The sequence below is a fragment of the Mesorhizobium sp. genome, assembly GCF_024509055.1.
In the GTDB taxonomy this organism is placed as follows: Bacteria; Pseudomonadota; Alphaproteobacteria; order Rhizobiales; family Rhizobiaceae; genus Mesorhizobium.
The window spans coordinates 25,430-49,092 of sequence record NZ_JANINM010000538.1; the positions used below are offsets into that span (position 1 = coordinate 25,430).

The 23,663-nt window shown below is 61.6% G+C and carries 11 protein-coding genes; 6 read left to right on the forward strand and 5 right to left on the reverse strand.

All coding sequences use genetic code 11. From position 1 onward, the window contains the following. Window positions 1–27: 27 nt before the first annotated feature. The 4 genes from Q0L57_RS32530 to Q0L57_RS32545 all read left to right on the forward strand — a co-directional run bounded on the left by Q0L57_RS32530 (window position 28) and on the right by Q0L57_RS32545 (window position 4,679). Window positions 28–2,637 carry an ATP-binding cassette domain-containing protein gene (locus Q0L57_RS32530; RefSeq protein ID WP_296747195.1) on the forward strand — a complete coding sequence of 870 codons (2,610 nt, stop codon included), beginning with the start codon at window positions 28–30 and terminating at the stop codon, window positions 2,635–2,637. After that, window positions 2,612–3,628 (forward strand): ABC transporter permease, encoded by a 1,017-nt coding sequence (locus Q0L57_RS32535; protein WP_296747196.1) that lies wholly within the window; start codon window positions 2,612–2,614, stop codon window positions 3,626–3,628. Before Q0L57_RS32530 ends, Q0L57_RS32535 begins: the two co-directional genes overlap by 26 nt. Before the next feature lie 138 nt (window positions 3,629–3,766). Then, window positions 3,767–4,033: a substrate-binding domain-containing protein gene (locus tag Q0L57_RS32540; protein ID WP_296747197.1), complete on the forward strand. Its 267-nt coding sequence runs from the start codon at window positions 3,767–3,769 to the stop codon at window positions 4,031–4,033. Further along, window positions 3,963–4,679 (forward strand): substrate-binding domain-containing protein, encoded by a 717-nt coding sequence (locus Q0L57_RS32545; protein ID WP_296747198.1) that lies wholly within the window; start codon window positions 3,963–3,965, stop codon window positions 4,677–4,679. Before Q0L57_RS32540 ends, Q0L57_RS32545 begins: the two co-directional genes overlap by 71 nt. A gap of 632 nt (window positions 4,680–5,311) precedes the next feature. Here Q0L57_RS32545 and Q0L57_RS32550 read toward each other — a convergent pair. Then, complete coding sequence (locus Q0L57_RS32550) at window positions 5,312–5,497, reverse strand: DUF3606 domain-containing protein (protein WP_296747199.1); 186 nt, start codon at window positions 5,495–5,497, stop codon at window positions 5,312–5,314. A gap of 123 nt (window positions 5,498–5,620) precedes the next feature. Between Q0L57_RS32550 and Q0L57_RS32555 the strand changes: the two genes are divergently transcribed. Beyond that, entirely contained in the window at window positions 5,621–6,289 is a 669-nt protein-coding gene (locus Q0L57_RS32555; protein ID WP_366940971.1) for an ATP-dependent DNA ligase, read from the forward strand. Beyond that, the gene (locus Q0L57_RS34335; RefSeq protein ID WP_366940972.1) at window positions 6,290–6,499 is read left to right on the forward strand and encodes a hypothetical protein; all 210 of its coding nucleotides are present in this window, start codon (window positions 6,290–6,292) and stop codon (window positions 6,497–6,499) included. 676 nt (window positions 6,500–7,175) lie between these two features. Here Q0L57_RS34335 and Q0L57_RS32560 read toward each other — a convergent pair. From Q0L57_RS32560 to Q0L57_RS32575, 4 genes are read right to left on the reverse strand one after another with little or no spacing between them, the layout of a single operon-like run. Next, entirely contained in the window at window positions 7,176–8,816 is a 1,641-nt protein-coding gene (locus Q0L57_RS32560) for an AAA family ATPase (protein WP_296747200.1), read from the reverse strand. Then, window positions 8,813–19,036: an RNaseH domain-containing protein gene (locus tag Q0L57_RS32565; RefSeq protein WP_296747201.1), complete on the reverse strand. Its 10,224-nt coding sequence runs from the start codon at window positions 19,034–19,036 to the stop codon at window positions 8,813–8,815. Before Q0L57_RS32565 ends, Q0L57_RS32560 begins: the two co-directional genes overlap by 4 nt. Then, window positions 19,036–22,461 carry an ATP-binding protein gene (locus Q0L57_RS32570; protein ID WP_296747202.1) on the reverse strand — a complete coding sequence of 1,142 codons (3,426 nt, stop codon included), beginning with the start codon at window positions 22,459–22,461 and terminating at the stop codon, window positions 19,036–19,038. The genes Q0L57_RS32565 and Q0L57_RS32570 overlap by 1 nt, the downstream gene beginning before the upstream one ends. Then, on the reverse strand, window positions 22,458–23,444 hold the full coding sequence (locus tag Q0L57_RS32575) for a hypothetical protein (protein WP_296747203.1): 987 nt from the start codon (window positions 23,442–23,444) through the stop codon (window positions 22,458–22,460). The genes Q0L57_RS32570 and Q0L57_RS32575 overlap by 4 nt, the downstream gene beginning before the upstream one ends. Window positions 23,445–23,663: the final 219 nt, after the last annotated feature.

Consider the following 23,663-nt stretch of genomic DNA (forward strand, 5'->3'; position numbering starts at 1 on the left):
GCTTCCAAGGGGCGAGGAGAAGGTTTTGTGGCCGCATATCGCAGCGTTGCCGCGGTCGCCAACGCGATCGGGCCAGCCGGCGGGGAGGTTCCCGTCATGATCCCGAATGCTCACTCCGCTCGCAAAGAGGTGCTCGGCCTGAGGGGCGCGGCGAAGTCGTTCGGTTCCGTCGTTGCCCTTCACGAGGCCACGTTCACCCTCCGCGAGGGTGAAGTGTTGGCGTTGCTGGGTGAGAACGGCGCGGGCAAATCGACATGCGTCAAGCTGATGGCCGGGCTCTACCGGCCTACCCATGGCGCCGTGGTGATGGACGGCCGGGACGTGTCCTTCGGCAGCCCGTTCGACGCCAGGTTGGCTGGCATAGCGGTCATGCATCAGCATCCGGGACTCTTTCCCGACCTTACCATCGCCGAGAACATTTTCGCCGGGCACCTCTCCAAGTCTTCCGTCGGCTACGTGGATCACGCCTGTCTCGAGCGCGAGGCGCGGGAGTGGATGGACATCGTCGGCATCCGGCACGCTGCCTCCGAAAAGGTCGGTTCGCTGCGCATCTCCGAACAGCAGCTTGTCGAGGTCGCGAGGGCGCTGTCGTTGCGCGCCAAGGTGCTCATCATGGACGAACCCACCGCGGCCCTGTCCCAGAGGGAAGTGGAGAGCCTCTTCAAGGTGGTCAACGACCTGAAGCGGCGCGACGTCGCGATGATGTTCGTTGGCCACCGGATGGACGAGATTTTCAGAATAGCGGACCGCATAGCCGTTCTGCGCGACGGCCGGCTGGTCGGGGTCGAGCCCGCCGCTACGCTCGGCAGGGATCGGGCGATCAGCCTGATGGTGGGGCGGCAACTGTCCAACCTCTTTCCGGACCACGGCGCAACGCTTGGCGATGTGGTTTTGGAAACGAGGGGCCTGACCCGGGAGGGTCTGTTCAAGGATATAGACCTGACCGTGCGGGCCGGAGAGGTTGTAGGTATCGGCGGGCTGGTCGGAAGCGGCAGGACGGAACTGGCGCGCGTCCTGTTCGGTATCGACGAGGCTACCGCAGGCGATGTCTTGCTGGCGGGGAACCCAGTTTCCTTTTCCTCGCCCGCCGACGCGATGCGCGCAGGGGTGGCCTACGTCTCCGAGGACCGCCTCGGGCAAAGCCTCGTCATGGACTTCTCCATTCTCGATAACGCATCGCTTGCCGTGCTTGATCGCGCGACGCGTCGCGGTTTCAACAGCCGCAAGCGCGCGATCGGCCTCACCCTCGCCGAACTCGAGCGAATGCAGCTTCGCTACAGCGACCTCGATCAGCCTGTTTCGACCCTGTCGGGCGGTAACCAGCAGAAAGTGGTCTTGTCCAAATGGCTGGCGACAAAACCGCGCCTGCTCATCCTCGACGAACCCACGCAGGGGATCGACGTCCAGGCTAAGGCCGAAGTCCATGCGATGATCGCGGAGCTCGCGCGCCAGGGACTGGCTATCCTGGTGATCTCCTCGGAATTGCCGGAATTGCTGGGCGTTTCGGACCGTATCGTCGTGTTCCGCGAAGGTCAGAAGACCGCCGAGTTCGCCGACAAGGAAGCCACCCAGGAAATGGTGCTTGCCGCGGCGACGAAGAGCAGGTCCGAAACGGCCGACTTCGGTCAAGGCGGCAGTTTGGACGCCCCGGTGGCGGGATCGAGGCGGCCCTGGTTGCGAAGGCTTGCGGCCCAGCGTGAAATAGGGCTCGTCGCGGCGGTTCTCGCCATCCTCATCCCAGTCGGCCTGATCAACCCGAGGGTATTCAGTCTCGAGAACCTCACCGCGGTCTCCATGGACGTCGCCCTGCTGTCGATCGTCGCGCTCGCGCAGATGTTCGTCCTGGTCTCCCGCAACATCGATCTGTCCGTGGCGTCGATCATCGGCCTCAGCGCCTACGCCGCCGCGCGGGTCCTTGAGCTTCATCCCGAGGTCGGTATCGCAGGAGGCATCGCCGCCGCATGTGCCGTGGGGATGGGGGCGGGCGCGTTCAATGGCGCGCTGGTGGCCTACGGGCGACTTCCCGCCATCGTCGCGACGCTCGGAACGCTGTTCGTCTACCGGGGAGCGAACGCGATCTTCGCGGGCGGACACCAAATCAGCGCCGACAAGGTGCCGCAGGCCTGGCTCGATATGACGACCTCGCGGATAGCAGGCGTTCCGCTCATTGTCGCCATCGCCGCCGCCGTGCTGATTGTCGGTAGCCTGTTGCTCGGCCGGACAACCTTCGGAAGGGAGCTCTACGCGACTGGGTCGAACCCGGACGGCGCGAGGTTGATCGGGATTCCGACGCGATCGCTGGTCATGTGGGCGTTCTCGATCGCCGGACTGCTAACAGGTCTTTGCGGCGCGCTCTGGGCATCCCGTTACGCCACCGTGGACGCCCGCGTGGCCAACGGTTTCGAGCTGACCGTCATCGCCGCGGTGGTGGTGGGCGGCGTGGCGATCAGAGGGGGCGCGGGCACCGTGAAGGGTGTCTTGCTCGGCTGCATCACGCTTCTCGTCATCCGGAACGGACTGACGCTCGTCCGCGTCGATCCTCTTTGGCTCCAGGGCATCTACGGGCTGGTGATCCTCGCGGCGATCGGCGTCGACTCGCTCGTCATCCGCCGTGGTGCCGCTGCCCATGGGAAGTGAGGAGGGCGCGTTGAAAGGCATTCGACGACTAGCAGCTTGGGAGACGTTTCTCGCGATTGCGACCATCGCGCTCATCGCGTTCGGCGCGCTTACGACTCCGGGATTCCTGACCGAATTCAATATCTCGCAATTGGCGGCGGGCGTGTCGGAGAAGGCGCTCATCACGCTGCCCATGGTGCTGCTTATCATCTGCCGGGAGATCGACCTCTCCGTAGCCTCGATGCTCGCCCTGTGCAGCGTGATCTTCGGCGTGCTCGTCCAGAGCGACGTTCCCTTGTGGCTGGCCGTTCTTATCGCGCTTCTGGCGGGAGGGCTGCTCGGCGCCTTTAACGGCGTGTTCGTGGTCAAGCTCGGTCTGCCGTCGCTGGTGGTGACGCTCGGGACGATGGCGTTGTTCAGGGGTGCCGGGTACGTCCTGCTTGGCAGTGGTTCCATCAACGTCTTTCCCGACAGCTTCCTGAACTTCGGCATCGACAACGTTCCCGGCACGCCCGTGCCGTGGACATTGGTGCCATTCATAGCGATCGCGCCGCTGTTCGCCATTGTCCTGCAATACATGCCGATCGGGAAGCGGATCTATGCGCTCGGCGCCAGTCCCGAGGCTGCCAAGTATTCCGGTATCATGACGCAGCGCATCCGCTTCTGGCTGTTCACGATCACGGGAGTCGTCTGTGCCGGAGCGGGGATAGTCTACGCGGCGCGGCTGGCGAACGCCCGCGCCAACAACGCCGTCGGCATGGAACTCGACGTGATCACTATCGCGTTTCTCGGAGGCGTGAGCGTGTTCGGCGGGAAGGGCAAACTCACCGGCGTTCTTTGGGCGCTCGTCCTTGTCGCCTCGGTCCGCAACCTTCTCGGACTCAACCAGATCAGCGGCGATACCCAAGGCACCGTCATCGGACTGCTTCTCATCGTGTCGCTGCTCGTCAGCAACGCCACAGGATTCCTTGCTGGATCTTTCCGGACGATTTTCGGCGAGCGCAAGGCATAGGGGTCCCGGGCGCCCCTCTTTCCCGCCCAAACCATTTGGAGGAATTTGATGTCACAGGTGAGGAAAATAGCGTTCGCGGGCGCCGCGGCGCTGCTCTGGTCGTCGGCCGCTTTCGCGGGGAATTGCGCCACATCCGCGGTGAAGATCGGTTGGCTGCCGAAGCTCGACACCGATCCGTACTTTCAGGTTGCCGGAGACGGAGCGCTGGAGGCGGCGAAGGAGATTGGCGGGGAGATAGTCCGGCTAGCGCCTTCGCAGGCGACGGCGGAAGCTCAGGTCGAAATCGTAAACAACCTGGTGTCCCAGGGCGTCAAGATAATCGCGCTGTCTTCGAATGACGCCAACGCGATCGCGCCGGCCCTCAAAGCGCGCGGCAAAGCAGGGCGTCAAAACGGTCACTTTTGACTCCGACGCAGCCGCCGAGGCCCGGACCGTTTTTGTGAACCAGGCGAAAGGCGACAGCCTCGCAGACATGATGCTGCAGAGCATGCATGACCTGATTGGCGGGGAGGGCGAGTTCGCGATCCTCTCCTCAACACCAACCGCGACGAACCAGAATGCCTGGATCGATTTCATGAAGCAAAAGCTATCAAGCGATCCTAAGTACGGCAAAATGAAGCTGGTCCAGATTGCCTATGGCGAAGAAAGCGAACAAATCAACCAGCAGCAGGCGCTGGCGCTCGTGCAGGCGTTTCCAAACTTGAAGGGGATTATCGTGCCGGCTGGCATCGGACTGCCGGCTGCCGCCCGCGCGCTCGATGAAGCCGGCTTGGCCGGGAAGATAAAGCTCACCGGCCTTGCTCCGGCATCGCTGATGAAGAAGTACGTGGCCAACGGCTCTGCGCAGGTCATTTGGTGGAACGTCACTGACCTTGGCTATCTGACCTACTATGCGGCGCAAGCGGTGGCCCAGTGCAAGCTCACAGGCACTGACGGCGAGAAGCTCCAAGCGGGGCGGTTGGGGAGCTACCAGGTGGGCGCCAAAGGCGAAGTTGTGCTCGGCCCCGCCAAGATCGTAACGCCCAGCAACGTTGAGGAATTTAAGTTCTGAGCCTCGGGCTCTTTTCCGAAAGTTGATGCCGCCGTCAGGCGGCGTCAACGCAGTCCAATTAAGACTGCCGTTCACAAACGGATCAGTCGTACCAGGAGGCCGAAAACCACTCGGCTGCCAAGCCTCTCGGTCCGGCTCTTAGATTGGCGTTCGGGGGCCGTGCGAAGTCCGGACTTCGCTTCCGCCTGTCGCAATCATTGAGACAGGCGGACTCAAGCGCCGCGGTTGGCAGGTTACGTTGAAGGGTCGTTGCCGGCTAGGTTTAGAGAGCCGTGCTTGCTCGGAGAAGGCTGCGGGTTGGGAAATGTTTTCCCGAATTGGCTCTTTGACCAAGCGGTGACTCTGTTGGCTGCACCGACATTGGAGGCAGTTCGGTTGGTTGGCACCGGGAGCGGGCTTACGCCAAGCTCATGAGCGACGAAGGCGCCGTCGCCGGCTACTGGCACTCTTGGCAGGCGCGGCAACGTACCGCCGCGCCTGCCCGTGCCCAGCCGTCTCATGGAGGATGACCTGGCGAAGGTCACGCATGTCGACTGGCTTGCCGCAGCTTGGGCAGGTGTAGAAGCGCCTGCGCTCGTCGGCGATATCGCCGCCGGCGCGTTTTCCCTTGATCGCGGGGCCGACGTTGGGAATCACGATCTCAGCTTCCTGACCTCATGCTCCAGCGCCTTCCGGTCGCTGCCGTGCTGACGGATCAACTGCCGGACAACGCCTGGCGAGATGCGGTGTCTCTTGGCGAGGTATTCGACCTCGTCGTCCTCGTCGGCTGCTACCTGTTCGCGGTCGCGGAAGTCCTGTTTGCTCTTGTCGTTTACCATGGACCTGCTCCTTGGGAAGGAACACTAGGCAGAAGCGATTGTTCCCTTGCTTGTTGAGCAATCGCTAACGGAACGGGTGCGGCCGTGCGATATTGAATCCAAAATGGAGTCGCGTGGGTTCCGATGCGAAAGCCCGTCGACGCAGCCAGGCTGTCCTTCATCAGGCCCATGGAGCCGGAGCTCGTCGAGCAGCCGCCCAACGGCGCCGAATGGAGCCACGAGGCCAAGTTCGACGGCTATCGAACCCAGATGATCAAGGATGCCGAGGGCATACGTCTCTTCACCAAAAATGGCTTCGACTGGACCTCGAAATATCGGCTGCTTGCCGAAGAAGCCAAGTCGATCGCGGCGGGAAGCTTCATCATCGACGGGGAGGTGATCGTCACCAACGAAGCTGGCCTATCGGACTTCCATGCTCTCAGGTCGGCCATCTCAAAACGCCCGCGCGGTCTCTATTTTGTCGCGTTCGACCTGCTGCATCTCAACGGCCATGACCTGCGCGACATGGCCCTCTTAGACCGCCGCGAGATCCTTCAGGCCGCCTTCGCTCCTGGCGGCCATATCCAGTTCAGCGAGGCCTTTCCGGGGACTGGTGACGTTGTCTACCAACTAGCGTGCGAGGCGGGACTGGAAGGCATTGTCTCGAAGCGGCTGGACAGCGTCTACCGCAGCGGCCCGACAATGGCTTGGCGCAAGATCAAGTGCTACGTCGAGAAGGAGATGGATATCATCGGCGTGAAGCGCGATAGCGGCAAGCCGGCGATGGTCCTTATGGCCGACGACGGCCGGTAAATGGGGGGCGCCTTCGTCACCTTTAGAGCCGACCGACGGAAGCAGCTATGGGATCTCGCGCAAGGGAAGGCGGGAGCACCTCCGCCGAAGGGCCTGGCGAAGGAGAAGGCCGAATGGCTCAAGCCCGGGCTGCGCGGCCGCGTGAAGTTCCTGAAGGGGGAGGGCAGGCTTCGCCACGCCTCGCTCAAGGACTTCTGGGAACAAGATTAGGTCCGTGCGGATCTTGAGTGCGCGGGGCGGGACCTCGGTTTAATCAGCCCGGCCTTTCGGGCTTCAAGGTCAAGGCATACTGTGCAATCTATCATCCGGGCAGACTTTGTCGGATCGGGTGGTCGAATGAGAAGGCTGGTAGGGTTAGTCGCTGCGCTTCTTCTTTCGGGCGCTGCCAAAGCGGCGGTCGTGCAGAAACTGCCTCAATCCCCTGGCTCGCCGGACGTGATCGCAGTCACTGGCGTCATCGAGCCAAATGACGACCTCAAGTTTCAATCAGATCGCGGCGACTGAAAGCCAGGCTGTTGTTCTCCTGAACAGCGAGGGCGGGTCAGTCCTCCCAGCCCTTGAAATCGGAAGATCCATACGCCTGAAAGGATTCGCGACCGCAGTCGCAAGCAACACCCTCTGCGCTCTCGTTCGCGATGCTGGTACAGGTTCTCGGGCGGCGGGGCGGTTCGTCGCTCATGGCAGCCTGATTGGGTGGATCGAGGATGGCCTTTCGCGTGATCGCCACGTTCTTCTGCGGAAGGAGGCCGGTCGGAACTCGGCTGCGACCTCAAATACTGGGGTCTCAATCCGCAGCGACAGTTTTGCCATAGGGCAGTGAATGAAGTGCAGTTGCCATCCCCAACGAACGACGCGAAGGGTATCGAATTGCGGTGACAACTCCCCCTCAAGCCGCGACGCTTTTGCGCATGCGTAAGTCCGTAACCCTAACGTTTATCCTTCCATCTCCCCCGAGTATGTCCGCGATCTCGTTGGCAAAAATTTGGGAATGGCCATCTATGAGACCCTCTCGCTCATTCCGCCAGCCGCCGTCGCGGCGCTTCTCCTCGATATCGCGATCAATCACGACGTACTCAACTTCCATGTCAGTAGGAACGAGATCGACTACCTGTAGGCGGTTGCGGCGCTGGATGTTAGTCGCGTCGAGAACTGCCGTGTCTCCGCGCGCAAGGCGCGTGGTCAGACGCTTCATCGCAACCTCAAACACATGCGCCTGGGAGCCGGGCGTTGCTTGCGACCCGAATAGCTCGATCCGAATGTCGTCGGACGATACGATTTCGTCGGCAGCGAAGTTTGCTCTAGCGTAAGTACTCTTGCCTGCGCCGCTGGGGCCGATCATCAACACCAGCCGCTGTCCACAGCGCGGCCAGTTCCAACCGGCCACTTCCTTGCGGCCGGTTACAGCGTACGTGCTCCACGAAGACGCCAGGAGACTAAGCAGGGACGGATCCGGCACCTCATTGTGAGCAATATTATTCCTGGCCTTGTTGGTGGCCCGCAAGAAATTGACATCCTGTCGTTCGAGCATTCCTTCGAGGCAGTCGCGTAGATGCTTGTTCTCCATGTCGTACCTGTGCGTGACAAGCTGCTCGCCCCTCGCAGTCTCGATCCTATAGGGGAGCCGCGCCTCAATAGCTTGTGCGTAGACGTCTGCGAAATGTCTGCAGACCGTTGCGTTAAAATCGAGCACGGGACCACTGACTGCCCGCCACCGCCTAACATCGAACGCCTTGCGGTTTCCGGAGGCGAGCAGGCAAGCGGTGTGAAGGAACACCTCCCCATCGACTGTATCCACAAGGCCATTGCCCCAGCGAGGATGCACATCGGCGCTTCGCCCGTATGCTCGCTGAAGAAGTTCCCAAGGGTCGATCGCCGTTAGCGGCTCCTGTCTGCACAGCATCTCAGCCAGATATGGGTCGTAGCCGGCCAGCCCGATCGCCACTTCGATGGCGGACCGGTCCAGCAGGTCCTCGCCCAGGGTCCGGCCGGTTCGCCGCGCAACGTAGGTGCGCATATCGAACGACGATACCCGACCACGCCATCGGACCACGGCGCCGGGAAACAGGCGATCAACGTCATCCTGGGGGGTGTCGGGCGGGATGAACGCGACGAGGACGGGTAGCAGGACAGCACTGCGCCTGCGTCGGCGTTCGACTGTGAATGACCGGAGGAATGAAGACCATGCTGACCACTCTTCAAGGTCGATGCCGTCCGCGACGAATGCAGTGCCGCGGAGCGTCGGCGAGTCGAGCATCGAGCCGACGGATCGCAGCGATTGCCGGATCTCCCCCGCGGCAAACGCCATCCTATGCACAATGGATGCGCGGGAGCGGTCAGAAACCCTGTGAACGGGGGCCATGCCGTCTGCTTCGAGCCCGCGGGTTAAGGCATCGACGAGGCCGGGTGGGCGGTATGTCGGCACCTGCACGGCGACGAAGCCATCGCGCTGCGCCGCATCCACGACCGCCCGTACGAAGCCGGCTGGTCCGCCGAGCGACCAAAAAAGGTTCTCGTCGATGTCTATCATTTGGACGCAGCTGCTGGCGCGAGGCCCAGCACCTGGGCTACCAACGGGGATGGCATATATCGACCCCGCGCTCGCTCACCAGCCGGCTTTCCCGGGGCGGCGACGAGAAGGCCCATCGTTACACCGTAATCTACGACCGCTTGCGCCGAAACTCCGAGCGAGGAAAGTTCCTCATCAAGCCCGATGTACTCCTCGATGTCTGCGAGCGACAGGGACGACGGGCCATGGAGGCGAGCCAGCATTGCCAGCGCCTTGCCGTAGCGGCCTGTCAGGCCGATCGCTTCAGCGTCTATCGGATCAGGCTGCACCCTCGCACTTCCCTTTTGTCCGCCAGCAAAAAGCTGCGACATGGGTTGGTTCCAGCCACCGTTCGAGGTTGCAGCAGCCTCGAAATGTGTCGAAAGCGAGACTACGTTGTCCTTGTTCACCATGTCAGTGAAGAACGCGGTCGACCATGGCTCTAAAGGCACGACGTCGACATGCGATGTGAGAGCGGCCAACTGCCCGTCTCCGATCACTGAGGATGCGTGCTCGGGGCCGCCCACGAAAACGACACGCACGTCGCCGCGCGCAACAGTCTTCACGTTGATTGCCGAGCGCACCCATTCGGCGGTCCAAGGTGCTGATGCCTGTACGATCGCAATCAGCTTGCGCCCCTGGGCGACCTTCTGGTCCCTCAGCGTCGCATCCAGTTCAGCCAACGATGAAACCGACAGCAGACGCACATCGTAGGATTCGCCGTCGGAGAAAGAGTCTGGCACGCTCTTTAGGGCCCAGGCCACCAATGGATAGTCGGCTAGTTTATTGCCGACAATAACGGTCGCGCGGGCCTTCGATAAAAGAACGTCACGCTCCTGCCCAAGCGTGAGGGGAGACGGGCGGCGCTCTGACAGCACGTTCTTCGCAGGCGCCAGGATGCGCCGGTGCGATTTCGGATCGAACCCGACCGGGGCGTCCCGGTGGGCAAATTCAAGGAGGGCAGTGTCGATCTCGTCGCGATTTCCCAGCAGCCGCACGACGGCCGTAGAGCGCAGAGTCCACCTATCGCCGCCGACGCGGCGCACGATTCCCAAGCCTTCCATCTCATCCAGAAGGTCATCGAAAAGGGAGAACCTGTTTCGGTCATGGAAACCAGCCTCCCAGAAATAGATCGCCTGATCGCGGATCTCGTGAGTTGGGAAGCCCTCCTCGAGTCGTCCCTCTGCTTCGGCCTGAAACACCAGATTCGCAACGACATAGGCAATGAGGCGGTAGCGAAGGTCGATGCCGAGGGTGAACTCGAAAATCTTCTTGATCTCCGAGCGGGTGGCGAGGTCCTCCATGACCTCTGAGACGAGACCCGTGGGAACCTTGCGCATCGGCTTTTGGCTGGACTTCACGTGATCCATCACGGCTTGGAGCAACCGCTGGGCGTAAGTTTGAATGAGGACAGGGTAGTAGTTGGCATGGGACAGAATGCGCCAGACGTCGGTCCGCTCCAATTCCAGTCCCAGCGCAGCGAAGGGCCGCAGAACAAGGTCCTCTGCGTCCTTCCGCTCTTCTCCGGTCAGAGACCCGATGCGCCGTGGGTTGGCGGAAATCTGCTTGAGCGGGGGGTTGCCCGTCTGGACGAGCCGCGTCACATCCGAAAGGCCCGCCAGCACGAACTTGAAGCGGCGGCGGGTGTCGGTCATTAACTGTTGGAGATCGCGAAATTCCCGGTAGCCTTGGGCGGCGTCGCTGACGACGAAGTGGTCGCATTCGTCAAGCAGCAGAAGGACTCGACGACGGTCGTCCTCATCGAGCCAATTGCGAATTGCCTCTCTGACACGCTTCGGCTCAGGCGTGGGTGAGGCCCCGAAGATGTCCGGAAGGGCCGTCGCTATTTCGGACCAGACGACTTTAGTAGCAGTATTGCCGCGTCCGATGTCCTGCGCGTCGACAAAGGCGACAAGCGTCCCCTTTTCGGGGGCGTTTCTGATCGTGACCAAATGCCTGAGAATGGCGGTCTTGCCCATGCGGCGGCCGCCATACACGATGTTGGAACCCTCGCTATCGAAAATCTGGGCGATGTCATCTTCACGGCCAACGAACATCTCAGGCGGAACCGCGTCGCGGCCCCAGTCCTTGTAGGGTGCAACGTAGCTGTAAGGCTGGGCCAGTTCGATCAAGGTCAGCGCGCGTATAGACGGCTCGGCGAGGGCGTAGAACAAGGTCGCAGAGTCGACGAGTAGGACGCGCCGATGGGCCGCGATGTTGCGCAGGAGGAAATTCCTGCGCTGGTCCGGAGAAACCACGTCGTTCACGAAAAGGATCACGCCAAGCTTGCCCTGAGAGCAATGTTCGGAGATCACAGAATCCGGCGGCATGGTCTGGACCACGACTAGCCGATACGTCCCCTCGGTACGGGAACCGAAATCCGGTAGAAGCAAGCTTTCTTGGTCAGTCGGAATCTTTACGCGGAAGTCTCCGACGAATGTCCTGCGCTGGCCGCCAGCCGGGCCGGATAGATGCTTGATCTCGGCCGAGATGCCCAGCTTGTCGAGGAAAGAAGACAGGTGAGCGGAAAACGAAGTGTCGTGGAAGCGGCGGAAGAGATCGCGCCAGATGTCGGCGATATCTGCCGACTCCTCCCGACGGGCGTCTGTGAGCTGGCTGAACCGCATTCCGGCGAAATCGGTGCCTCCTCGCAGGGCGCTAGCGACCTGCTGCGGAAGGTCGCGCCGGTGGTCGACAAGAGCGTGCAAGACCTCCGAGAACGCATCGAAACGCCAGTTTCGGCGGCGAGATTCAGAGAGACGGCCCGTCTTCTCCACCTCGTCGATGTGCTCCTCCGCAGTCAGAAGGTCGTCGGACTGGCATAGCTGGCGCAGGCGGTCGCGCAGCTGACGGTCTGCAGTGGCGGGGAGCCGGTCGATGCGCCCTTCAAGGCGGATGCGCGGCTCGTCAAGGAGAGCTTGGGCCTCAGCCTTAATGGCCTCGGTCTCGTCGATTGCGACACTGACGTCGTAGATGCCATCCGCCTCCTGTTCGGTACGGTCACCAGGGCCGACGATCGCTGGAACCTGCATGGCTTCGAGCTTGTCGATGCGGTCGAGCAGGGCGGTGGCCTCCTCGGCGTCGCTGCCTTGCCGCAGCGAACCGAAACGAATGACTCTTTCGACTATCCGCCTGACCCGGTCGAAGTCGTCTTTCAGAGCCTCTTTCGCGTCCGCGACGCTGGTCTCGAACTCGCCGGCAAGGGCGGCGGTGAGTTCCTCGTCGATTCCGAAGAAAGAGGCTGCGTCCAGAAGCATCCTCGCGCCTACGTAGGAGTTGCGCTCCATGCGGGCACGAACGGCATCCTCGAAGGTCTCGTCGCGAGTCGCCGTATCGGTGGACAGGAGAGGCGGTTCAATCTCACACAGGATGTCGACGATGCGGCTAGGTTCGTATGGCGTGGGCAACCACGAGCGCCCGAATTCCAGCTCGGTTATCAACGCCAACTCGGCATGACAGGACTGGTAGATGTCAGTGCCTGGCGCCACGGACATTCCAAGTTCGCCCGAAAGGATGGCTGCGAGTTTTCGCAAACGAGGACCGACATGACTAGCTGCTATGCTGACCCTGCCTAGATCGGAAGCTGCGGCATCAACCGCTGCGATCATGCCCTCGAGCGAACGAGCAATTTGCATAGCGAACTCGCGTCCCTTGGGCCGCTCTGCGTTTTTCGCCTGCTCGACCTCAGACGTGAGTTCAATGTAGTTGCTGGCGATATCGCGGAAGCTCTCGAAGAAGGCTACCAGACGATTTCGAGCGACTCCATCGAGACCCTGAATCCTGTTGTTTACGGCGCTCTCGATTTCTTCGAACAGCTGAAGGATGCGGCTGCGGTCTTTCACGCGATCGACGAAATTCCTCACCATCTCCGCGGTGCGCGTGTCGTCGAGGCCTTTCTGCAACTGGAGGCGCAGGCTCCCGACCAGGCTATCTCCCCGGTTCAGTTCATTGCGAATCTTGTTTCCGAGTTGAAAGTCGAACTTGATGGACTGAAAAGCCGCTGCTTTCTTGAGTAGCGCTGCGCGCGTGTCCGCGAGAGCCTTCGAGCAGTCAAGCTCGTTCTGCACATTCGCCAGCATCGCGCGCGAGAATGTCAGATTGGTATGCTGAATACGCTCGATGCTCTCGAACACTTCCTGCGCGTGCGTCCCCAGGTCGCCGGGCAGTGAGCCGAACGAACGAAGGAGTTCTGCTGCGCCAAGTGAGGGGAAAAAGATTCCGAGTTCCAATAGAAGCGGCATCAAGGTTATCAACCTAGCGGCGGCGCGCTCCGTGTGGGGATCGGAAGCGATTGTGTCGATCGAACGGAAACCCGCCTGGATCCAATCGTTCACAAGTTCGATATTGCTTTGAAGCGCCGTATGGTTGAGATGCCCAGAGAGCGCCGCGAGCTTCGCCTCATCCGAAGTTACACAAAAGCGGCGAGGAGAATTTCCTTCGTTTGAAGCCAGGGCCTTCTCGGAAGCCAAAGCCAGATTGTAGGCGAGGGAATAGCTGCCGGCCGTCATCAGCCGCTCCAGCGCCTCATCGATCCGAGTAGCCTCGAGATCTTCGAAATCGCCCGCGACGGACCCAAGACCGGACCCCATCCTGGCTAACGGCGCAGGGACTTGCTGTGGAGCCTTCTCCTCAATTGCTGCGACGGCGGACGCGAGTTCACTCAAGCTCAGTTGGTCGGATTCGTCGTCCTCGTCGAGTGTATCTTCGGCATCGCTGTCATCGGCTGCAGCGGCAAGTTCGTCATAGACCAGTGGTTCGGCATCGGCCGCAAGGGAAGTTTCCGGCTCCTCTGATGATGAAACGGAATCAACCGTGCCCAAACCTTTCGCCAGTGCTGTCAAGTCCACACCGGTTTCCGACAGGGGTGATTCTACGGCAACGCCTGAAACCATTGCTGTCTTTTCCGGCAATGGCGCTGCTTCCCGAGGGCTTGAGACGCCGTCGTTCGGCCCCTCTGCTGCTGGGACAACCGAGCGAAGGGCTGCGGGGGGCGCGCCGGGATTCAACAGCGAGATAGCTTCGGAGAACGACCTTACCACGGTTTCAAGGCTGAACTGGACATCTTGGATGCGCTGCTGCGCTGCCTCGTAGATGGACGCGCGTTCCAGAAGCTTCGCGGTCATTGCTTCGGCTTGCAGCTGGCCTGCTTCGCGCAGGGCGTCGTGGGCGGCCTCCGCGGCGGCCTCGCCGGCCCGCAAGTGCCCCTCGGCGACTCCCGCGTCTCGTGTGCGGATCCTTCCTTGAGGAGGGAGCGCCGGCATAGAAATCGACTCGCCAAGGTGTTCTGAGATGAGTGTGGCCTCGCGGCCAAGGGTTGCGGCTCGTTGGAGAAGGACACTGTTCTCCACAAGCCGGGGAGTCCTTGCGGCAGCCTTAAGTGCTTGCGCTAGGAGCTCCCCTATGCGTTCTAAAGCGCCGTCAAGTTCCAGAAATGTATTATCGTTCAAGGCGTTTCTGGTTTGGCGGGCTTCGTCTTCGATTCCTTTAAGAACTTCAGACAGCTGCAGCGGCGTAATATCCGTTTCAGGTTGAATTTTCCTCGGCGAAGAATCGAACCTGCCGTGATGTGTCATGGCTTCGATGACGACGCCTTCATTTTCCTCTCCGTCATTCCGTTCGTCCATGTCCCCCTCCAAAGTTTGCTCTGCGGGAAGGCTCGCCTCGCCTTCGTCGAAAGCGGCGAGGTATCCCGCAAATAGTTCGTCCTCCGCACGCTCGTCATTCGCAGCGAACCACAACGTCGCCTTTCGCCGCGCGGAGACATACTTGGCTACCTCGTCAAACTCCTCGCCCGCCTGCGTCACTGCCTGCTCTAGGCCAAGGCTCGGATTGTCCACCGCCCGGACTAGCGCGAATTCCGCGGCGTAGTTCCGGTATCCGCCGCGCGACAGAAAGGCGAAAACGGATGGCGCCTCGCTCGACAAGACCCAGTTCGCTGATAGCGAAGGAAGTGCGCCAGCGGGCCGGCTTTCCTCGATGGCCCGAAGAGTGCTTTCGATCTTTCGATAGAAGGGCCGGAAGAGACTCTCTTTGTCCTTCAGGTCAATCGCCGCAAGCACCGGCTCAGGTACCGAGAAAAGCCGTGCGACGCACGCGGTGATTGCTTCCGTCGATGGCTTGTCATCAGGCCATGCTCCGGGGTCAGAAAGTGCCTGGCGAATCAAGGAGCGATGGGCGTGAAGGTGGCTGCGAAACGCGCCGCTTAAAGAGATCTTGTCCCGGAGCCAACCAGCGTCCACGCCAGGCGCGGGCGCTTTCGGGATGTGCGGTAGGTCGATTACCTCCTCGACGTCAGTCATATCGGCTCGACCGAGCTTTCTCAGGTCCTTCTTCGAGCCTTCGCGCTTCGCATAGTCGTCAATCCGGGCTCGGACCTCTTCGGCGCGGGCCTGACAGGCTGCGGCACGCGCGCAGAACGCCGCGACGTCTGCGTACTCGCTGCCGAATTCGTCGAGCAGCTTTGCCGCGGTTTCGGCAAAGGTTGAGGAATGCTTCGGCATGAAAAGTGACTCAAGCGCCAGGTAATGACGCATTGAATTTCCATGCCCCGCTAGGTGCAGAGACCGTCCGATCTGGAGCGGGGAATGGGCTAGGGTGTAGGGAAGACTCTCCGCCGCGTCGAACTTCCTGACCGATCGAACATCCCTGAAAAGCTGATCGTAGACCGGGTTAAAGATCCAGCGCTTCGAGTTGCGGCCCATCGTGCGCGGGATGAACTTCCAGAGGAACCCGATCCCGTCAGCCAAGTGCATCAATCCGAGCATGAAGTGCGCGAAGGACGTTTCGGATTTGGGATCGAACTCCGGCAGGAAGCGACACAGCGGCAAATGGCTTTTGCCCACTGCGTCCTTCACCTGCTGCCGAGTCCTTGGCGCGGCGTGCGCTGATACCAGGGGTAGGAGCCATGCCTCGCTCATGAACGAAGGCAGCGGGCCAACCCAACACATCTCAAGCAATTCCTCGAGGAGAGTGTCCCCGGCGGCCAAATTCCGTATTTCCGCTGGGATTGCGAGCGAAGGTGCGAGCGCGATGCCCTTCCTGGCGATTGTGGGCAGGGCGGTTCCGCTAGCTGGGACTGGCCTCGAAGAGATGTCTGCCGCTCTGTCCAACGACAACGGTGCGACTGCTTTGGAAAGGATGAACAGGGGATTGGAGGCGCGGATAGCCTCCGATTCAAGCGCGTGAACAGCACTTCGCACTGGCGAGGCTATTTCGTCTGCATCAAGGGTAGACGGTTTGCTTCTGTTAGTTGACGGTGACGACGACGCGTCATGGTTGGCTGGCTTAGCCGATTCCTCATCGTCTTCTTCCGATGGTTGCGAGACGGGCGTCGGTTCGTCGGATGAATCCTCTTCGACGGGCTCGGCCGCATCCACGGCTTCGTCCTCGTCCTCCTGCTCGTCGAGGATATAGGCTGGGATGTACTCTGCTACCTTGCGCGTCTGGAATAGCGGTGCGGGCATCTTCACCGGCGAGCGCGTGTGGCCGAAACCCGTCCGCAGGCCGTGGCAGAGCGCAGCGATCCTGTCAGGGTCGTCGCTAGGCAGGCAATGCGCGACAAGGATGCCGATGGTACCCGGAAGCTTGTACGGTTCTTCGGTCAGGTCGCGGACTGCTGGCGAGTAGAGTTTCTCATCTGATAGGGAAGTGGGAAGGTCGTCTGCAGCCACTAGCTTGAACTGCGGTGGGGTGCGGTACACCGATAGCCCCTTGGCAATCTTTTGCTGCCCGTCATGGTCGCCTGATGAGACATAGTTTGGCGCCGTTCCAGGAAGACGAACCAACCGGCCAGCCTCTGTCAAAGTCGGCGTAGACTGCACGACGCTTTCGATCTCACTCCCTGTCGTTTGGTCAATCTGGACGAATGTTCGGGATTTCCGCGTAACCACATTCGGCTCGATCATGTCCTGGACCCGTACGATTCGGGCGCCAGGCCAGTCGACTGCTGGGTCGAGGGGGCGCCCCCGAAGCGTGTAGGGTCCTCCCCATCCCTTGTTTGAAATCAAGCGCCACAGGTTTCGAGCGTGCGTCCCATCGAACAGGACGAGGGGGTTCTCTCCCCGCTCGCAGGCATTGCCGACGACTTCTTCGACGAACTCCTGAAAGTCTTGCATGGCAGTCTCGCCGCTGCCGACGCTTGCTCCGTCCCAGGCGGCGACGGCCTTGAGGAGGTCATAGAATGGGAGAGGACCAGCGAAATCGAGCGTTCCATCTTTCGGGCGCGCCGCGGTGGCGGATGTTCGCCCGCTCGCGACATCGATGCTGACGGACAGGAAGAAGGAGGCTGCCGAGCGGCTGAACGTTCGATTCTGCGAGACCACAGAGATGCCGATGATTGAGCGAGGCCGCGCCGCCGCTTCAGGAAAAGCCTCGGAAACGTTCCGTGCGACTGGGGAGACGAGACCGGAATGGCCGAACATCAGATCGAGGACCGCAGCTTGAATCCGGAAGAACCACTCGTCAGCTTTCGCTCCGCGCGCGTCGAGGTATTGGACGTTGCTGTCGCCGTAGCGCGCGAGAGCGATGCGCCCGGCTATCTTGTTCACCGGGTCGTCTCGAAAGCGGGACGCGTGGACCAGGATGCGACAGGGACCGTGCTCCTTAAGAAGATGCTCAGCAAAAGGCCTCCAGATGCTCACGCGGTTCTCGTAGCGTTCTCTGGCCGGACGACCCGCGGCGGCCAGGGAGTTCCTCGAGCCATGCACGCCTTGGGGGAGCAGCCGATGTTCAATGTGCATGCGCCCGTCGAAAAGCGTTCCGATAACATCCGCGATCGCCGCTCCCTCTCTCGCGTCCGCGGAAAGCACGACGATCGTTGGCACCTCCGTGCCGAATGTCTGGCGAAGGCGTTCCGTGTTGGAAGCCCGGAGTTCGTCGAAGCGACGCGCTTCATCGTCCGCCTTGGGCGATATGCTCACGCCTCGCGGCAACGCCCCGCCGTGGAGCATCTCCCAGGCATCCGCGATGGCTTCGTCGTCGATCTCGTTATGGCCCAGAGCTCGGGCGACATCGCTAAGGATGTTGGCGGCCTTGAGGGCCGGAATATCCTCGCTCGTACGCGCCACGCGTTTGGCCGCCGGAACCGAAATTCCCGTAAGCGGCTCAAGGATACCGGACATCGCTCTAGCGACCGCGTCATGGCAATCTAGCCAGTCAAGCTCGGTGGCGCCAGTTGCTACTGATGGAGCGGGTTTGTAGGCCGGGGCATATGGTATGCCGACGAATGCGCCGTCTCGCGGCCCTATAGACACCAGCGAGGCGAACCCCTCGCCTGGGTCGATCCCCGCCCTCAGCGCGGAGAGCGCATATGCCGGATCCTCAGGGTTTTGCACGGTACCGCGGTGGACGGGAACGTCAAAGGAGATTGCCCTGCGTTCGTCGATCCCGAATACTGCAGCGGAGATTCTCCGCTGACGGGGCATGAGGTTGGTCGGAATTTCTGGGCACCAGCGCATCCGCGAGACCTCGATGCGGACGAATGGTTGCGGGAGCCCTGGCGAAGTCTCGACCGCGAGACGGGCGCGCATCGACCACGAACCGCTAGGGACACGGCGTGGGAAGGTGATGAACGATATCGCGTTGTCACGGGCGTGGGAGCGCACCAGAGCGCGGACCGGCCCCATGCCAGCAAAGAGCTCCGTCCCGGCAATCCGGCGGAATGCAGCTGCGTGGATGGCATCACGAATGTCAGGGAACCCATTTGCAAGCGGATCGGGAGCGATGAGGTCAACTATTTTCCGTTCAGCGCGCGCGATGCTGCCGCCGAGTGCAAGGCTTGTTACCTCGGACACAAGCCCCGACTGAATCCCACGCGCCTGAGCCCAAGGCCCGAGCACGTTCGTCGCCCAGCTGCGTACCGCGAGGTTTGCGGCGCGGACGCATGCCTCTTCCCCTCCAGCGCATTCCGCGAACGGCGGCCTTCCGGTCTCGCGCTCAGCCTGACCGATGAGGGCGAGGTCGGAGGCGACGTACAGGGGGTCGGGCAGCCCAGCCGAAAGAAGCGCCCGCAAGGTTGAATAGGGCAGGCGATTGCCGGGGTCGGTCGCCCTGGCAGCAGCCGAGATCGCCAGGAAAGCGTCGGCGGCTTGGGGCGTCCAACTGACGCGAACGCATTCAATAGGCTCGGTCGCGCCAGGGACTACTGAAAGGCCCAGCACCTGGATGCTTTCGCTCTCTGAACCGGGCTTCCTCCTGAAGAACATCACGCGTCCTCTGCCGCTTTTGCTGTCCGCTGAATAAGTCCCGCGCAGCGCGAGAGAGGTTCTAAGTAAGGGCGGTAGAGCGCGTCGTAAACTTCGCGGTGGATGGCATCCCCGGAATTCACGAGTCGCTCAAGAATCGATTGCATCGCCACGAGATAGCTCGTGCGCGTGCCGTCCGGCCGCGGGTCCCGCAGGTGCATGGAATTCGGCGCCCAGGCCGCATCGACGAACAAGACGCGGGTCTTGCACCCATTGCGCATCGAGCGCCCGATGGTCTGGATCACATCTATCATCACATCGGCGACAAACGCGTCGGTGAGGTTTCCGAGTGTGCCTACGCGGATGGAATGGCGCAGGAGCCGTCTCACGTCAGCAAGCGCGGCGCGGCGCGCAGCGCGCAGCGCGTTTGCCAAATCTGTCACACTATCGTGCGCCGGGAAACGCAGCGCATCGAAGTTCATGGAGTCTCGGCCGACCATCCCGGCTACGAAGTCGAAGCTCTCCTGCGCTGGGTGTGGACGGGTGAGAAAGGCAACTGTGCCAATGGCCGCCTTATCGAACAAATCTGAATTCCGAAACAATGGGCCGCCAAACACGATGTTAACGCCCCGGGACAATGCCTTCATTGGAAATACGACTGCGTCCCAGTCATCGCGCTGCCCGAGCCTCTCGACTTGGGCTGCTGTGATATAATCGCCTTGGTTCTTTTCCGGCACGCTATCGACCACAGCGACTATCCGGCGTCCGACGCGTTCGGCGACGGCCATAGCATGGTCTTTGACCAAGCGGACCTGTTCGTAACCGTTCACGACAAACGCAACCCTTCGGCCGCCAGAAAACCTGTCCGCGACCAAGGCTGGCAGCGCAGCGTTGTCACCTCGCACGAAATGGTCGACCATTGCCCGCAGGATTCGCTCTCGGTCGTCATAGGGCGCTCCGGAGAAACGGAGCGCTCGCGATGGATCCTGAGGGTCCGATATTGGCCGGAGCAGGTAGCGTGAATCCCGCCAAGCCTCGTCCGATTGGACCCGGCGCAGCACGTAGTCCGGACCGACTGGGACGTGGAACGACGGACTGTCGAGCAGGAAGGATGTCGCGCTCGTCAAGAGAACGTTAGGTCCGCGACTGACGCCGTCGTGGCGCAGAAGCTCGTGCAGGCGATAGAGGAAGAGGCGGGGAGCCCCCTCGAAGGTGACGTAGTGCAGCGACAGGCTTGTTCTGCGGCCCCGCTGCTGGAACAGAAATCGCACGCCAGCAAGGCGGCCTGTAACCGCGTCTGGCACGAGCCGGGCAGAATCCGCGCTGATGCCGTCCCGGAAGATCGGCGCCTTGTGCACACCTTCCGCCATCATAGCATGCTGGGCCGGGACCAAAGACAAGAACTGCATGACGACGCTTGAGACGTTCACCAGGAACGAGAATAGCGCCACGGCGCGCGGCTTGGCATGCTCGGGGTTCGGCGGAACGAACCCGAACATGGCTTCGCGTGCCAATTCCACCGCCTCAGCCTTCTGGACGTGCGATGGATAGGAAATCCAGTCGAGCAGCGCGTCTACGCACGCGCGGAACGCGCCTTGTACCTCGTCTTCGCTTTTTCCTAGCGCGACCGCGGTCCGCACGAGGTCGAAGTCGCGCTCGCCGAGCCCCGCCGCATCCTGCGACCGGAATAGGGCCTGGCGGACGCAACCGTCCCAGAAGGCCATGATCGCGCCGATCCGCTCGTCCTCGGCCGCGCGCTCGGCGTCGGTCATTGTCTGGCGGTCGCCACGTCGAAAGAGGTCTGCAGCCACGCGGTTCCCCGTGACAAACGCGTCGTCATACTCAGCAAGGAAGCGAGATCCGCTCGGCGCACGGTCGTCTTGAAGCTGCCGGATAAGCGCCCGGTTGAGGTCCATGAACCGCGTCGCCTTGCTCGCGTAGTCGGCAACGTTGCTCCCGGTTCGGTCGTTCTCGCCGAGGGCTAGAGGCTTCAGAAGATCGTCAAGCAGCCGGTTTTCATAGGAGGACTTCGCGCCGGAAATGCTGATTTCCGAAACAGCCTGCCGGTCAAGTGCTGACTGGATTCCGTCGGCCTCGTCCGCGATAACGACGTCCGCAGTCCGGGCGACCATCTCTAGATGGCGGAGATGCTCCTCTGCAAAATGCGGCGGCAAGCGCGTGTCAAGCGACATCACGTGGCCCAGCCAGACATGGCGCTCGGCGAGTTGGCGGGAAGCCTTCATGCGTCCGCACCAGGATGCTGCCGGGCAAAGCGAAACGCTTTCGGTAGGACGCAATTCGCCGTTCGCCTTCAGTCGCGCCTGGACGACGTTCGCGCAGGGCGGGTCGAGGTGAGGAAAGGGTTGTTCGGGACGGTAGTCGTCGTCGAAACCGGCGAGTGCGCAATTGACGGACATGAGGTCTGCGAACGGCACCGTCCGGCCAAAGCCCCGCGCCTCGTCCAGGGACCCGATGCGCTCCGCGAGTTTGCGCGCGTGGCGTAGACGTGTCTCGGCCGACTGCCCCATGAGCAGGCCGACCTCGATGCCGTAACTATATAGCTCCGACATAAGGTTGAAGGAGACTTCGATAGATGGAAGAAGCACGACCGTTCGTAGCGATCGTTCGTAAAACCAGGCCACCAGGAGAGTCACAAGCGTGGTCTTGCCCGTGCCCGGCAATCCGATCATGTGTTTGAGCCCATCAAGCTGGATATATTCGACAGGTTCGAGCTGGGAACGGTCGGCGGCGGGCTGAAGAACCTCCACCTTGACAGTGCCGGCGGCATCCCAGAGGCGGCGGGACCAGCCCTTCGATGCTCGGTTGGCGTCCGCAGCATCGATGGAGTCGAAGCGCTCAGCGATGGCCTGAAGGTCAGCGAGAGGAATCGTCACAGGCGCCCGGGGCCGCAGCGCGCTGTCGTGGCGGGGGGCGACTCCGAGGTTCTGGGCAACGTCCGAGAGATCGAGAGTAATCCGGCGTCCGCCGACCTGCCTCGGCTCGACCGCAAACGACCTCCTCGCGTCCGCAGCGGCAAGTCCATGCTCACGAAGCGGCAGCCCCGCCGCCAGTGCGTCAGACCACTGGACGATCCTGGGGTCGTTGCCTGCCGTCCGCCGGAAGCTGATATTCCGAGACTTGGGATTAATCTGAAACGGTTGGTCGACGTAGCTATCGTCTTCCTGCCGGCGGCTCTCCTCCCAGGTGAGGAACTCATAAACTGCTTGGCGCAGATCACTCTCGGAGGTATAGCTCACGCCTAACTGACGAAGAGAGAAGGCGGCGCGCGCGAAGGGTGCCCCGGCCGCATGGTCGGACACGGAGCCGAAGCCGGTCAAAAGAGGCGGGATGTCGGCAAGAGCCGAGAGACCGAGGAATTGATCCACTGCCGCGCAAAGCCACTGCACGGCAACGATGCGTGTGAAACCCTCCGGCTTTGCCCTCAAACACCAAACTCCGTCATCACATCGCCGACCGACATGAACTCGATGCCCTCCGGGCAACCGGACACCAGAGAAGCGGTGCGAACGTAATCGCGGTCGATCCGGATCAAGAAGTCCGGTATCGCCACGATCCTGCGACGAAACGCAGCCAAGCCGCCTATACCGCGAGCGAAGCGCTCCCCGATCACGGCCGCGCTCGAATAGGACTTCACGTCGATACCCACCTCGATTCCGCCGATGCTGATGTCGGCGGCGTCACACATAGGGTACAGCTCGACGTCGGGCCTGCGAGGCCGCAGGAAGTCATAGAGACTAATCTCCGGGAGTCCGGGACCGACCCAATAAGTCATGATTGCGGGATCTGCGACTCTCCACTCGTTCGGTGCCGCAACTTCATGTTGGTCTCCGACGATGGCTTCTGGCCACGACATCCGGCACTCCCGGACTGCACAGCGCCCAAGCGGATACGAGACCCGGTCGGAAACCGGAATAAGTGGCGACGAGCAGTGGCCGCAGATACGAAGTGTTCGTCCGTGAAGTGCTGAGGCCGGCAACGGCCGGAAAAAGCTGGGAAGGTCTCCTGCGAGCTCTGGCACCTCCTGTGCAAATGCAAGCACCTCCGAACGGCGCCGACAGGGTTGGCGGACAATGTTCTCGCGAACGAGTCGGTAAAGCTGGGGCGCTGCGGCACCGACAGCCGACAACGCGGTTCGAAGGCGCTCGTGAAATATATCTTCGGCAATTCCTGACTCGTCACCGATATTGGCCAGTTGGAGGCAGTCCTCCGTCGGGGTGCCATAGCCTGGGTCGACGAGTATAGCAGCCCGCTCATCGCAACGGGCAAAGGCAATAGGACCCCACTCTCCAACTGGCAGACAGGCCATCGCCGTGAAGGAATTCACTTGGGCGCCGATATCTTGCTCGTAACCGTCGCGGAGGGCAATTGCAGAGACCAACGCCATCCCTCGGCGGAGGGTCTCGGGCATCGACGGTCCTTGGCACAGCACATCGCCGGAGGTGACAGAGGCCCGGTGAGCTTCCACTAATCCCCGCGCGGCCATTCGAACGGCAATGCTCGCCCGGTCCATTATACTTGTCGTGCCTCAGCAAACTGTGACGCTTGCACCGAACGAGACCGATGCTTGTCTACCGACATGTACGCCAGTTCATTTCCCCGAAACACGGGATTGCGACCCCACCCAATG

Bases quoted from the DNA above. Each gene is read 5' to 3' on its own strand.
- Q0L57_RS32545 (WP_296747198.1), top strand. From the start codon at position 3,963: ATGACGCCAACGCGATCGCGCCGGCCCTCAAAGCGCGCGGCAAAGCAG.
- Q0L57_RS32555 (WP_366940971.1), top strand. From the start codon at position 5,621: ATGCGAAAGCCCGTCGACGCAGCCAGGCTGTCCTTCATCAGGCCCATG.
- Q0L57_RS32565 (WP_296747201.1), bottom strand. From the start codon at position 19,036: ATGTTCTTCAGGAGGAAGCCCGGTTCAGAGAGCGAAAGCATCCAGGTG.
- Q0L57_RS32550 (WP_296747199.1), bottom strand. From the start codon at position 5,497: ATGGTAAACGACAAGAGCAAACAGGACTTCCGCGACCGCGAACAGGTA.
- Q0L57_RS32560 (WP_296747200.1), bottom strand. From the start codon at position 8,816: ATGATAGACATCGACGAGAACCTTTTTTGGTCGCTCGGCGGACCAGCC.
- Q0L57_RS32575 (WP_296747203.1), bottom strand. From the start codon at position 23,444: ATGCCCGAGACCCTCCGCCGAGGGATGGCGTTGGTCTCTGCAATTGCC.
- Q0L57_RS34335 (WP_366940972.1), top strand. From the start codon at position 6,290: ATGGGGGGCGCCTTCGTCACCTTTAGAGCCGACCGACGGAAGCAGCTA.